The sequence below is a fragment of the Methylomonas sp. BW4-1 genome, assembly GCF_052474385.1.
In genome coordinates, this window is the sequence record NZ_CP184125.1 from 3959732 (window position 1) to 3972577 (window position 12846).

Below are 12846 nucleotides of genomic sequence, written 5' to 3' on the forward strand. Positions count from 1 at the left end.
GCGCATGTAGGGCGTCAATAGGCGTAGCCGTATTGCGCCGTATGTTGGCTTTGAATCATTCGGTGCATTACGCTTTCGCTAATGCACCCTACAAAACTTCGTAAATAATAGGCTGCGGATTTCGCGCGGGGGGTTCTCCCGTATGCCGCGCCGAGCACCGGAGCTTTTATCGAGAATAGCCCGAAGGGGTGCGGCAGGGATGCCGCACGTCGGCGGAGGGGCTGGGAAGCCCCTTCTGCCGACCCTCGATAAAAGCTTCGGAGCGCAGGATCAAAGCGGCATCCGGGCCGCCTTTTCTTTGGATACTTTCTTTTGGCGGAGCAAAAGAAAGTATCTCGGCCGTCGGGCCGAGACCCGACTTAAAAACATCCGTCGCGACCGCGACACCAACTATTCCCGCCCCGCACTGCCTATAAACTCTCCACCAACAAAATCATTGATACACATCCTTGCGATGCCCAATTTTTATGACTTGGATGATTAAGCGGCTATCCAAAACCGAATAAACCACTCGGTAATCATTTACTCGAATTCGATAACTATGTTCGGTTCCTACTAACTTTTTGCAACCATTAGGCCGCGGATCGTCGGCAAGCGCTCTAATTTGCGTCACAACCTTTTCGGCAACCGCCTTAGGCAATTGCGACAACTCCTTTTGGGCGCTCCGTTTGATCTCAACGGCATAGGCCGTCATAAACCTATTTCTGACAACGCCGTCTCAAATGGAATGCTGGGCTCGTCTTTTCGTTCAGCTATTGCGGCTAAATCAGCCAAGTCTTCCATGAGTTCTTGATAGTCGGCTATTGGCAGAATGACTGCCGTTTTTTCGCCATTCGCATCGGTAATAAACTGAGGTTGAGCATTCATGACTATTCTCCAAGGCACACGACCGTTACATTCCTAGTTCGCATCGCTAGATAATACTGCATACCTCGTGGCCTTTATAAACAAAACGTCATAAAGGCCGCGGCATTCAACTGAAATGCATTACAACTAACTTACGGTGCTTTGCCATACAAAGCATACGCCCCAAACCGCATTTGATGCGCCCTACCCAACTTCTCTTTGGTGAAATCAATCGAGAACTGTTCGGTCAACTTGCTACCATCCCAGCCATAAGCCTTGAAAAATTGCTCGTTATCCGCGCCTTTCTTGTCCCAATTAGCCAGCAGCGACGAGGTGTAATACAAGCGCTTGCCATCCCAGCTGGATGACACCATATTGACTTGGGCGCCGATTTTTTGCTCGAACACTTGTTTGGGGTGGAACGGATCACTGATGTCGAAGCGGCGGGTCATGCCGTCCATGAAGGTGTTGACCCATAAAGTTTTGTCGTCGCTGGAGATCGAGATGTCCACCGGCAGCGGGATTTTGGCCGGTTCGCCGATGTCGGCAACATCCTTGGCTTGCCATTCGCCTTTGTCGTCTTGATGAATCAGCCAGATTTTTGAAGTCAGCGCGGTGCTGGTGAAGCAGTAATTGTGGTCCTCAGCCCAGGCGCAGCGAATTTCCAGCGGCGCGCCGGGTACATCGAAGACTTTCTTCGGCTGGCGGCTGTGTAAATCCCATTGCACCACGGTGTTGCCGAAGCGTTTCATCGCTTCCGGGTCGGCCAGCATTTTGCCGAAGTCCATCATGTAGTTCGACCAACCGGTGAACGACGAGGTCAGCATCAGGTTTTTGCGTGGCAATACCCGCACGTCGTAGTTATAGCCGTCGGCGTATTTGCCGGATTTGATCGCGCCTTCCAGGTTGCTGTCGGTCGGCAGCCAGTAGGTGGCAATGTAATCGCCGGCGTTGCTGTATTCCACAATCGCGGTGCGGCCGCCGTGGTCTTTGTTATTGGACAAGCCGGTGATGATCATCCGGCCTGGCAAGGCGTACAAGCTGTGCGGGCCAACCACGCCGCCGCTTTTGGCAACGAAATCAGTGATGGTTTTGCTCAACTTCGGCTTGGCCGGGTCGGTTGCCACATCGAAAATAAAGATTTTGTTGGTATCCAGACCACCGGCCCACAGAAATTTACGGTCGTCGGTAAAGTCGGAATGGTGAGCTTCGTTGCGGCCACCCACCGACAGGCTGCCAATCACTTTGCCGTATTGTTTGGATTTCGGATTGACGTCGACGGTGACCAGCTTGTCCTGCTCGTCGCCGACGCCTTCAGCGCCCAAGGTCCAGATGTAAACGAAATCCTCCTGGCCGGTGATTTTCGCCATATACGGCGATGCGCAGGTTTCGTCGGCGCTGGCCGACAGGCTGGCGGTGCCTAGCAATAGCGCGGCGGTAAAGGTGCTTAGTTTAAATGTCATGATTGTTATCCCCGTTAATTGTCGTTGTTATCGTTCCCACGCTCCAGCGTGGGAATGCATGTTGAACCGCTCCTGCGGTTCGGGACGCAGGAGCGTCCCTAGCTCGGTTCCCATTTATGCCAGGCGGGTACGCCGGAGCGTGGGAACCATAAACTCAGCTTAGTCGCCCGTGGTCGGGTCGATGATGCTGGTAATTTGCTCGATGCGATTGGCCGGGAACCCGCCTTGCTCCGCATGCTCACGAATAGCTTGTTCGCTGTCGGCGATGTAGATGCAATAGACTTTATCGCCGGTCACGTAGCTGTGCAGCCATTGGATGCGCGGCCCCATGTCGCGCAACACGCCGCAGGATTTTTGGGAAATGCCTTGCAACTCGGCCTGTGTCAGCTGGCCGGCGCCGGGAATGTCCCGCTCGATAATGTATTTGGGCATGATAATCTCCTAATAAATGACCGGTCGTCTAAATTGCCGGCGTTAAAAAATGCTGTCGGGTGGGCAGCGGATTGTTTGGTTAATTTAGGATGTGCCGAGAACAGGAGACGCAACGTTCGCGATTGATGCGCTTATCGCTGTTCAGCACATGCCGCGACTCCGAACTTTGGGCTTGAAGCCGCCTCCTTCAAATTCAAAACAGTCCCACTCAATCATAAGGTCTTTTAATGAATTGCAATTCCACGCAAATTTAACACGCTCAAACTCCTCAACTAAGACTTCTCTAACTTGCTCCTCTGCAATAACTAGCGAAAACCAGCCTTCGGCATTTTCTGCCTGTTCGGAAATATTTAAAAGGAACTGCAAAACTCTATCTTGCTCAAGATAAACCAAGTCGGGTTTAGATCGGTAAATAAATCTACGCTGACTATTATTAAGAGTTTCCTCTTTCACATCGAAATAATTGGATGCCATCATCAAATCTGTGAGTTTTTCGTACCCCCATCTCACTTTTAGATTGGTAATCTCTCCTGGCAATATTTGATGAACTCGCTGAACAGCTAAGCTCAAATAAGTCCAACCATCTTTCCTCGGCTTTTGAATAGATATATCAAGTAGTAATCTAACAATTGAGCTTTCCTGAAGCATAGATAACTTAAACTCATTTCTACCTTGCTCCGAACTCAAAAAATCCGCAAACTCAAAATAGGTTTCGCACAAAGACTTAAGGTAATTAAATTCACTAACCTGCTGTTCTAGCTGGTGATCTAGGTAATCGTTAATCTCCAAACAACTTTCAAGCGAATCCTGATTAAATTTGGGAAGCAAGTGGTGAATTAACTCATTTCTCTCTTCTACCAATCGCTTCAATTCTTGCCTTTTTTCTTCATAAAATTCTGCATCAGCTTCAACAAAAAACCGAAAATGGATATAGGGATCTTTTGGCTTTATGTCAGGTTCAGAAGATTCTGATGACCTATTAAAAGCATTCTCGACTAACTCTCCAACCAATGTACCAAGAGTTTTTCTATTTGCCAAAGCCTGCCTAGATTCCAAAATCTGATTCAACTCACTTTTGTATCCTGATAAATTCCCACGAACGATCAGATACTTAAGCATCTGCTCAATTTTCTGGAAATTGACAACATTCCTACCAATCTTTCGAAAAACCTCATCGCGAATAGCATGAATATCTGGTTCTTGTTCCATGAAAAACTCAATCAAGCCCGAAAATAATCATCCAACAAATCCCGACAAACCGCCTGTAACGGCTCCACGGATTGCTCAACTTTCATCCGCAGCAGCGCACCCTGCCAGCCGTTCAACATCAAATCCGCCATGCTCTTCGCCGAACGATCCAGCCTTACCGAGCCTTGCTTTTGTCCGCGTTCCAACGCCGCTTGCTGCAAGGCACTGTAGCGACCGACCGCATCCAGCAAGGCATCGCGGCATAAGGGACTGGTATCGCCGATCTCGCCCATCAAATTCCCCAGCAGACAACCGCCCTTGAAACCGGTTTGCGCCACCTCGGCTATCAATCCCAAGTAGTAAGCCTTCAAAGCCGCCAAGCCGTCCGTTTCCGGGTCTTGCAAATGGCCGGATAAACGCACAATAAACGGCTCGATGTAGTGATGAATTGCTTCCGCCGCGAAGCGTTCCTTGCTTTCGAAATAGGCGTAAAACGAGCCCTTGGGAATTTGCACGGTATCCAGGATCTCTTTCAAGCCGGTGGCGTGATAGCCTTTTTCCAGCAGCACGCTGACGCCCTGCTCCAGGAGCTTGTCTTTTTTCAGCTGTTTGGGTGCTAACTTCGTCATGGGCCTTATTATGCGACCGGTCGTCTTATTTTGTAAATAAGTTTTTTCTAATTTATAAAAATAACCATTCGATCCTTACAAGTCGAGGTGGGAGACGGCGCTCTCTAACAATTTAAGCCTGCCAAGTAACTGTATTCGCAGCAACCTGACCTAGCTGATACGCCCTCTTACCGCATAACCCAAAACAGCAAGCGCCAAACCTCAACAAATTAGCGCCTTTCGGCAAGGCAATTAGCGATTTTTCCCGCCTAATATGCTATTTTGAAGCTTCTGTTATTTTTCCCTACCCAACCAGCAACATGAGCATAAAATCAGACAAATGGATTCGCCGCATGTCCGAGCAACACGGCATGATAGAGCCGTTTCAGGCCGGGCAAGTCCGCGAATCCGCGCAAGGCAGGATCATTTCTTACGGCACCTCCAGTTACGGCTACGACGTACGCTGCTCCAACGAGTTTAAAATCTTCACCAACATCAATTCCACCATCGTCGATCCCAAAGACTTTGACGAAGGCAGCTTCGTGGATGTGAAATCCGACGTCTGCATTATTCCGCCCAATTCGTTTGCGCTGGCGCGCACCGTGGAGTTTTTCCGGATTCCGCGCGATGTGCTCGTCATCTGCTTAGGGAAATCGACCTACGCTCGCTGCGGCATTATCGTCAACGTCACCCCGCTAGAACCAGAGTGGGAAGGCCATGTGACTTTAGAGTTTTCCAACACCACCCCGCTGCCGGCAAAAATCTATGCCAATGAAGGCGTCGCGCAAATGCTGTTTTTCGGCGGCGACGAAGTCTGCGAAACCTCCTACAAGGATCGCGGCGGCAAGTATCAAGGCCAAACCGGAGTAACCTTGCCCAAGGCTTGAGTGCCCGATTCTTTAAACGCCACCTCACAATCCATTAAATACATGATGCCGACCAGTCAAACCGAGACGCTCGACCAGTATTATCAGCAAGTTCAAGACATTATCCTGAAACGCCAGGATTGGATAAGTGGCCTGCTTCCGGCCAGTACCGCCGTCACCACCCACGGCAATTACACCGACGCCTGGGTGCGGGACAATGTCTACAGCATTTTGGCGGCCTGGGGCCTGGGGCTGGCTTACCGCAAAGTAGAGGGCCAGCAGGAACGCACCTATTTACTGGAACAAAGCGTCGTCAAACTGATGCGTGGCCTGTTGACGGCAATGATGCGGCAAGCGGCGAAAGTGGAAAAATTTAAGCACAGCCAAGACCCACTGGATGCGCTGCACGCCAAATACAAAACCACCAGCGGCGAAGTGGTGGTGGGCGACAGCGAATGGGGCCATTTGCAACTGGACGCGACCTCCTTATTCTTGCTGATGCTGGCGCAAATGACCGCCTCGGGCTTGCGGATTGTGTTCAGCATCGACGAAGTCAATTTCGTGCAAAACCTGGTGCATTACGTCAGCCGGGCTTATCGCACGCCAGACTATGGCATCTGGGAACGCGGCAATAAAATGAATCACGGTCTGGCGGAATTGAATGCCAGCTCGATAGGCATGGCCAAGGCTGCGCTCGAAGCCATGTCCGGCTGCAATCTTTTCGGCAAAGACGGCGGCCAGACTGCGATCATCCACGTCATCAGCGACGACATCGCCCGCACCCGCATTACACTGGAAGCCCTGCTGCCGCGCGAATCCATCTCCAAGGAAGTCGATTCAGCGGTACTGAGCGTGACCGGCTTTCCGGCCTTCGCGGTAGACAATAAAGCGCTACGCGAACGCACAGAAGGCTTGATAGTCGACAAGCTGCAAGGCCGCTACGGCTGTAAACGCTTCTTGCTGGACGGCCATCAAACCGTTCTCGAAGATCATCAGCGCCTGCATTACGAACCGAACGAATTGAAGCAATTCATGGACATCGAATGCGAATGGCCGCTGTTTTTCTGCTACTTATTACTGAATAAACTGTTTGCCGGTGATACTGAAGGGGTTGGTGATTATCGCCGCCGCCTGGAAGACTTGCTGGTGGAGCAGAACGGTCAATGGCTGTTGCCGGAACTTTACATCGTGCCGGAAAACGCCATCGCCGCCGAAAGACGCCATCCGCACAGCCAAACGCGGGTTCCCAATGAAAATGTCCCGCTGGTTTGGGCGCAAAGCTTGTATATTTTGGGCGGACTGTTGCAAGACGGTTTGATTGGCCTGGATGACATTGACCCGCTGGGCCGTTACAAGGCCACCCGTCTGTACCCGAACTCCACATTGCAGATTGCCCTACTGGCCGAGGACGAACAGGTACAAGAAGAATTGCGCGGGCGCGGCATCCCCTCGCAAACCTTAACCGAAATCGCACCGATCCAAGTGCGAGATGCCAGCGAACTCGCCGCTGCTTACACCCAAGTAGGGCGCAACGACCGCATTGGACTCACCGGCCGCCCCCTAAGACAATTACGCACGCTAGCCACCTCCAAGCTTTACGTGCTGGCGGGCGAGCCTTTATTGTTTTTACCGCAATTTATGAACCAAAAAGGTTTTTATATTGCCATGGACAACCAGTTGCTGATTCAACGGCTGCGTACTGAACTGGCCTACATCATCCGCCATTGGGACAATCCCGCCCACCCCTTGCTGGTCATCAACATTAAGCACAACATGCTCGGTAGCGAGGATCGGCAGGTTTTGCTGGGTTTTATCGAACAACTCGCCCAAGGCAACGTGCAAGGCACACCGGTTAAACTGGGGCTGTTGACCGATTTTGTAAAAACCGCCAGCCACGAAAAAATCGGCTACCTGCACGACTTCAGCTTTTCCGAAGCCAGTTGGGAAGAGGTCGAACGGCCTTTCGCTAATTTGCTGGCCCACGACGACCAAGCGCCGCAAGCACTGGATAGCTTCGTACTGACCGAGTGGGAAATTGGTGACGATGGCCGCTTAGTAGAACAATTGCGCAATAACCCCAACCTCTATGCCCAGTTGGAAGCCCTCACCTTGCTCTGCCAACGCCACGGACTTGATTACGACACCGGCTTACGCAACGACGAAAACCAGCCAGGGTACGTGCGCGACTTGCTAGAAGAAGTGTATGCCCGAGCCGGCGACCGCCATGCTTGGTATGTGGTGCGGCGTTGCGCCAGCTTACTGGGCAAGTACGACATCAACCTGGAACAAGCCGCCACCGAGATTCTGGTGCGCCAGCATGGCTTGACGGTAGGCCGCGCTTACAGCGGCAAAGCCACCTTGCGCCGCCCCACCGACTCCTGGCAAATCCTGGACACTATCCGCACCTTTAACCCTAACGATAGTAGCCAGCAGATCATCGTGCAGGAACTGATTATCTACCTGGGTATGCTGATCAAGTTAAAGCCGGAATTGTTCGCCGACATGCACACCATTCGCGTCGGCCACATTCTGCAATTGATCATTGCCAGACAAAAACGCCTGAGCAGCACCTCTCTGGACCAGGCGTTTAGCGATATTTTGTCGCTGCCGCCACATCAGGTGGCGGACCTATTGCAGGAAACCCTGGAAGATTACAACAACAGCGAAAACCAGCTGGGGCAAGTCGAAACCTTGCATTGCGAAGGCCCGCAGCGCGATCTGACCGCCGCGCGCTTTCCGGAGTCGATGAACCCGAAAGACCGTGGCGACGCCGACGACTGGTATGCCTGGCGCGAACAGCAAGGCAGCGTCGGCCGGGAAAACGAAGCCTTCTTCGCTGGCGTATGGGACTTGTTGCATCACTGCAAGGGTTTGATGGTCGGCGAAAAATACAACAGCAAACGCCGGATCGACAGCGAAATCATGCTGGCGCAAATGACCGCCGGCGAACAAAGCTTTAGATTACATATCAACCATATTCTGAATAAAATTCAGGCGCCGGTGTATCGGCAATTGAGCGTGGAAGCCCTGCGCGCGCTGGCCTCCATTGTCCGCGATTATCCCGACCTGTACATTGACGACACCTTGGTGACGGATATTTTGATCGGCCATGCGGTCAGAATAAGTTGGCTGCAACAGCACCCGCACTACCGCGATCATTACGAAGAATGCGTATCGCTGGCTTGGCAGGCTTTTTACCAGTTGCCGCCGCATGCGTTGGCCAACGCGATACTCGATGCCTTGATCCACCTGCTCAACAACGCCACCCCAACCTCATGAGGACGACTATGATTCTAGCCGGCGACATTGGCGGAACCAAAACGGTTCTGGCCTTACTCGACAGACAAGCCGACGGCACGCTGAGCTGTTTGCAGGAACAAACTTTTGCCAGCGGCGAGTTTCAGACTTTTGAGGAAATTCTGGATCTATTTCTGAGCGACACCCCAACGGTGACATCGGCTTGTTTCGGCATCGCCGGCCCGGTCGTCAATCAACGCTGCCAAACCACCAACCTGCCCTGGCTATTGGATGGCGAACAACTCAAAGCTCGACTGGGCACCGACCGGGTGAAATTGCTGAACGATTTGGAAGCCATGGCAATCGGCATGCTGCACCTACAGGAACAGGACTTCGTCGAACTAAATCCCAACGCCGAGCCGCAAACCGGCAATATTGCGGTGATCGCCGCCGGCACCGGTTTGGGCGAAGCGATGCTGCATTGGGATGGCGAACAGTATCACCCCATCGCCACAGAGGGCGGTCATTGCGATTTTGCCCCGCAAAACCCGCAACAAGATCAACTGCTGACTTTCCTGCGCGGCCGTTATCCTGCGCATGTCAGCTGCGAACGGATATTGTCCGGTATCGGCTTCAGTAATATCTACGACTTTCTGGTCCAAGCCCGCTTCGCCCCGCCCTGCCCGGCGGTGCCTGCACCCGCCAATGCCAGCGGCGTTGATCGCAATGCGCTGATTTCGCGCTTGGGCGTGGACGATGAAGATCCCTTGTGCCGCGAAACCGTGCGCTTGTTTGCGGAACTTTACGGCGCCGAAGCGGGTAACTTGGCCTTAAAAGCCTTCGCTACCGGCGGCGTATTCATCGGCGGCGGCATCGGCCCCAAAATCAGATCGGTGCTGGAATCCGGGGAATTTATCCAGGCTTTTGTCGCCAAAGGCCGGTTTCAGCCCATGCTCGCCAAGCTATCGGTCAAACTGGCTTTGAATCCGCGCACACCTTTGCTGGGAGCAATGCACTACTTTGCCGCGCAATAAGCATTTCGTATCGAGCTATAGAAAAAGGTACGGCAGCGTCGGAATCGGCTAGGCTTATAAATCAACCTTTTAAATAAGCCTTTGCTAGATTTACTTGCTAGCAGTGTAGCCGAGTCATGGTCCAACCCAAGCAGAAACAAGCCAGTTTGCAAAAATCGCTATCAATCCTTCAAGCCGCGCTCGACTCCAGCACCGACGCTATATTGGTAGTCGATCTGTTCGGCAAGATCGCCACTTTCAACCCGCAATTCATGCGGATTTGGGGCATCCCGCCAGGTTCTTTAAAGATCGGCGACGATGAGAAATCCCTGAGCTATGCCCTGAAACTGCTAAAAGACCGAACCGCCTTCCTAAACCGAATCGAAGAGATTTATAAATACCCTAAGCAACGTTACGCCAGCGAACTGGAGTTTAAAGACGGCCGCTTTATCGAAAGCTATTGCCAACCCCAATATCTGGACGGACAACCGGCGGGTCGGGTTTGGAGTTTCCGGGACATCACCGAGCAAAAAACCTCGCGCAGGCGCTTAGCCCAATTAAGCTTTGGTATGGATCAAATGCATGACAGCGCTTATTTGATTACCGAGAATGCCAGCTTCATTTATATCAACAACCAATCCTGCAAGGCTTTGGGCTATAGCCATCAAGAGCTGTTGCGCTTGAGCGTATTCGATGTAGACCCTTGCTTTCCGCGCCAAGTCTGGGCCGCGCACTGGGCGGAGCTGAAAATTAAGCGCTCGAACAAGTTGGAAACCATCCACAAAACCAAGGATGGCAGGTTGTTTCCGGTGGAAGTCGTGGCCAATTATTTTGAATACGCCAATGTCGGTTATAACTTGGCTATCGCTCGGGACATTAGCGAACGTAAGCGTATCGAAGAAGCCCTGCAACAGGCCGCACTGATTTATCAAAACAGCAGCGAAGCCATGCTGTTGGCAGACTCGGATGATCGCATCCTGACAGTCAACGCCGCCTTCACCACCATTACCGGCTACCAATCCGATGAAGTAGTCGGTAAGCACATTGGCATTTTAAACAGCAGCATCCACAGCGAAGCTATGTGGCAAGCCATTCAAAGCAAGGGCAGCTGGCAGGGCGAAATCTGGGACAAACGTAAGAACGGCGAGTTATACGCCAAGTGGTTAACCGTCAATACCATCTTTGATGCTCAACAGACCATGCAGCGACGGGTGGCTTTGTTTTCCGATATTACCGAAAAGAAAAAAACCGAAGGCGTGATCTGGCAACAAGCCAATTTCGACCCATTAACCCAATTGCCGAATCGGCGCATGTTTTACGACCGGCTGAGTCAGGAGATCAAAAAAGCCCACCGGGAACACAAGCGTCTGGCGTTGTTGTTTATCGACCTGGACTTATTCAAGGAAGTGAACGACACCCTGGGACACGACATGGGCGACGAGCTGCTGCAAATTGCCGCCCAACGGATTTTGACCAGCGTGCGGGAAACCGACACGGTAGCCCGCCTGGGCGGCGACGAGTTTACTGTGATTCTGAGCGATGTCGGCGACCCCGACAACGCCGAGCGTATAGCCGGCAAGCTGTTGCACAAAATGACGGAATGTTTTCAGTTGGGTAACGAAATTGCTTATATTTCCACCAGTATCGGCATCGCTTTTTTCCCGGATGACGCCGACAACCTGAAATCGCTGTTAAAGCATGCGGACCAGGCGATGTATGCCGCCAAGCGCCAGGGGCGGAACCAATATTGTTTTTTCATCCCCACCATGCAGGAATCCGCACAAGCGCGGCTGCGGCTCAGTAACGACCTAAGACAGGCTCTGGCCGGGCAGCAGTTTTATTTGTGCTACCAACCCATCGTCGAACTGGCTACTAATACTGTACGCAAAGCGGAAGCGCTGATCCGCTGGCAACATCCAACACGCGGCCTGATCAACCCAGCGGATTTTATTCCGATTGCCGAAGAAACCGGTTTGATCAGCAGCATCGGGAATTGGATTTTTCAGGAAGCCGCCGAGCAAACCAGTCGCTGGCGGCAATCGATACACGAAAAATTCCAGATCAGTATCAATAAGTCGCCGGTGCAGTTTCGAAATGAGCGCGAAAGCCATCGCGACTGGCTGGATAGGCTGGAAGCGCTGAGTCTTTCCGGGCAAAGCGTCGTCATCGAAATTACCGAAGGTCTGTTACTGGATGCCAATAGCAGCGTGGCCGAGCAACTGTTGTCGTTCCGCGACGCCGGCATTCAGGTGTCGCTGGATGATTTCGGAACCGGCTATTCCTCGTTGTCTTATCTGAAAAAATTCGACATCGATTATCTGAAAATAGATCAGAGCTTCGTCCGCAATCTGGCAGTTGGCTCCGACGACATGGCCTTATGCGAGGCGATCATCGTGATGGCTCACAAATTGGGCATAAAAGTGATTGCCGAAGGCATAGAAACCTCAAGCCAACGGGATTTGCTTACTGCGGCAGGTTGCGATTTTGGACAGGGTTATTTGTTCGCAAAGCCATTACAAGCTCAGGAATTCGAAAGATTGTTTGCCGATTGTAAGCTTTGAAAGATCGGCAGCGGAGGGAGTAAGGGAAGTATGCCAAGCAGGCATGAACATCGAAAACAGTTTAGTTGGGAGCCACCGAGAAAACACGTCTTCCGGTGGCAGCCGTTAATCAATCCGGATTGGATTGACTAGATGCGTCCTTAGTGAGCGGCGCTGTAAACTTTCATCATTTCTTTGTAAAGGTCCAGAGTCGCTTTCAAGCTGGCTACGGCGTTGGCATCACCTTTTTCGATCTCATCGCGGGCAACCTTCAGTTTGTCGCCAGCTCTTTGACGCAAACGCTCGGTTTGCTCATAACGGAACTCTTTTTGCGACTGGCGAACGTCGCCCAGTGCTTTCAAAGTACCTTCTTTGTCGCCTTTTTCCAACAAGCTTACAGCTTCTTCTACTTTGGCAACGGTAGCTTCACCGGCTGCACGTACTTTGGCGTCGCCAGCGCTGTTTGCATTAGCGGATGTGGAAACCAATGCTGCGGCGATCACCAAAAATGAAGCCAAGGTTTTTTTTACTGTGTTCATACAAATCCTATCAATTGATAACTAAGTGTTTTTTTAAACCACATTAAAATTACAAATTTATGACTGTATATTTTAATCCGGTTGCTTGCTCAAAGCCTTTTCATCCTACCATAG

Annotated in this window: 12 protein-coding genes; 5 read left to right on the forward strand and 7 right to left on the reverse strand. The window is 51.7% G+C overall.

Translation table 11 applies throughout. The features are described from left to right. The first annotated feature begins 199 nt into the window (after positions 1 to 199). Positions 200 to 484, forward strand: a complete 285-nt coding sequence (locus tag ACH5Y9_RS18355) for a hypothetical protein (RefSeq protein ID WP_445369929.1) — start codon at positions 200 to 202, stop codon at positions 482 to 484. Here the strand turns inward: ACH5Y9_RS18355 and ACH5Y9_RS18360 are convergent. The 6 genes from ACH5Y9_RS18360 to ACH5Y9_RS18385 all read right to left on the reverse strand — a co-directional run bounded on the left by ACH5Y9_RS18360 (position 434) and on the right by ACH5Y9_RS18385 (position 4558). After that, positions 434 to 694 carry a type II toxin-antitoxin system RelE family toxin gene (locus tag ACH5Y9_RS18360; protein WP_445367107.1) on the reverse strand — a complete coding sequence of 87 codons (261 nt, stop codon included), beginning with the start codon at positions 692 to 694 and terminating at the stop codon, positions 434 to 436. The genes ACH5Y9_RS18355 and ACH5Y9_RS18360 overlap by 51 nt on opposite strands. Next, positions 691 to 867, reverse strand: a complete 177-nt coding sequence (locus ACH5Y9_RS18365) for a hypothetical protein (protein ID WP_020484606.1) — start codon at positions 865 to 867, stop codon at positions 691 to 693. The genes ACH5Y9_RS18360 and ACH5Y9_RS18365 overlap by 4 nt, the downstream gene beginning before the upstream one ends. A 131-nt stretch (positions 868 to 998) precedes the next feature. Then, positions 999 to 2309: a selenium-binding protein SBP56-related protein gene (locus tag ACH5Y9_RS18370; protein WP_445367108.1), complete on the reverse strand. Its 1311-nt coding sequence runs from the start codon at positions 2307 to 2309 to the stop codon at positions 999 to 1001. Positions 2310 to 2468: 159 nt separating this feature from the next. Then, entirely contained in the window at positions 2469 to 2741 is a 273-nt protein-coding gene (locus tag ACH5Y9_RS18375; protein WP_445367109.1) for a DUF4242 domain-containing protein, read from the reverse strand. 141 nt (positions 2742 to 2882) lie between these two features. After that, on the reverse strand, positions 2883 to 3950 hold the full coding sequence (locus ACH5Y9_RS18380; RefSeq protein WP_445367110.1) for a hypothetical protein: 1068 nt from the start codon (positions 3948 to 3950) through the stop codon (positions 2883 to 2885). Between the two features lie 11 nt (positions 3951 to 3961). Continuing rightward, positions 3962 to 4558, reverse strand: a complete 597-nt coding sequence (locus ACH5Y9_RS18385) for a TetR family transcriptional regulator C-terminal domain-containing protein (protein WP_445367111.1) — start codon at positions 4556 to 4558, stop codon at positions 3962 to 3964. 299 nt (positions 4559 to 4857) lie between these two features. Here ACH5Y9_RS18385 and dcd point away from each other — a divergent pair, with 299 nt between their 5' ends. The 4 genes from dcd to ACH5Y9_RS18405 all read left to right on the forward strand — a co-directional run bounded on the left by dcd (position 4858) and on the right by ACH5Y9_RS18405 (position 12214). Beyond that, on the forward strand, positions 4858 to 5424 hold the full coding sequence (gene dcd, locus ACH5Y9_RS18390; RefSeq protein WP_205452990.1) for a dCTP deaminase: 567 nt from the start codon (positions 4858 to 4860) through the stop codon (positions 5422 to 5424). Beyond that, positions 5425 to 8682, forward strand: a complete 3258-nt coding sequence (locus ACH5Y9_RS18395) for a glycoside hydrolase family 15 protein (protein WP_445367112.1) — start codon at positions 5425 to 5427, stop codon at positions 8680 to 8682. It begins immediately after the preceding gene. A gap of 8 nt (positions 8683 to 8690) precedes the next feature. Further along, positions 8691 to 9674, forward strand: coding sequence for a glucokinase (gene glk, locus ACH5Y9_RS18400; RefSeq protein ID WP_205452988.1), 984 nt, complete (start codon positions 8691 to 8693; stop codon positions 9672 to 9674). 116 nt (positions 9675 to 9790) lie between these two features. After that, positions 9791 to 12214 carry a sensor domain-containing protein gene (locus tag ACH5Y9_RS18405; protein WP_445367113.1) on the forward strand — a complete coding sequence of 808 codons (2424 nt, stop codon included), beginning with the start codon at positions 9791 to 9793 and terminating at the stop codon, positions 12212 to 12214. Positions 12215 to 12354: 140 nt separating this feature from the next. Here the strand turns inward: ACH5Y9_RS18405 and ACH5Y9_RS18410 are convergent, their stop codons facing one another. Continuing rightward, positions 12355 to 12732, reverse strand: a complete 378-nt coding sequence (locus ACH5Y9_RS18410) for a hypothetical protein (RefSeq protein ID WP_033155869.1) — start codon at positions 12730 to 12732, stop codon at positions 12355 to 12357. Positions 12733 to 12846: the final 114 nt, after the last annotated feature.

Coding starts and splice junctions, on each gene's coding strand:
- ACH5Y9_RS18360 (WP_445367107.1), bottom strand. CDS start 694: ATGACGGCCTATGCCGTTGAGATCAAACGGAGCGCCCAAAAGGAGTTG.
- ACH5Y9_RS18410 (WP_033155869.1), bottom strand. CDS start 12,732: ATGAACACAGTAAAAAAAACCTTGGCTTCATTTTTGGTGATCGCCGCA.
- ACH5Y9_RS18385 (WP_445367111.1), bottom strand. CDS start 4,558: ATGACGAAGTTAGCACCCAAACAGCTGAAAAAAGACAAGCTCCTGGAG.
- ACH5Y9_RS18405 (WP_445367113.1), top strand. CDS start 9,791: ATGGTCCAACCCAAGCAGAAACAAGCCAGTTTGCAAAAATCGCTATCA.
- ACH5Y9_RS18370 (WP_445367108.1), bottom strand. CDS start 2,309: ATGACATTTAAACTAAGCACCTTTACCGCCGCGCTATTGCTAGGCACC.
- dcd (WP_205452990.1), top strand. CDS start 4,858: ATGAGCATAAAATCAGACAAATGGATTCGCCGCATGTCCGAGCAACAC.
- ACH5Y9_RS18365 (WP_020484606.1), bottom strand. CDS start 867: ATGAATGCTCAACCTCAGTTTATTACCGATGCGAATGGCGAAAAAACG.
- ACH5Y9_RS18380 (WP_445367110.1), bottom strand. CDS start 3,950: ATGGAACAAGAACCAGATATTCATGCTATTCGCGATGAGGTTTTTCGA.
- glk (WP_205452988.1), top strand. CDS start 8,691: ATGATTCTAGCCGGCGACATTGGCGGAACCAAAACGGTTCTGGCCTTA.
- ACH5Y9_RS18355 (WP_445369929.1), top strand. CDS start 200: ATGCCGCACGTCGGCGGAGGGGCTGGGAAGCCCCTTCTGCCGACCCTC.
- ACH5Y9_RS18375 (WP_445367109.1), bottom strand. CDS start 2,741: ATGCCCAAATACATTATCGAGCGGGACATTCCCGGCGCCGGCCAGCTG.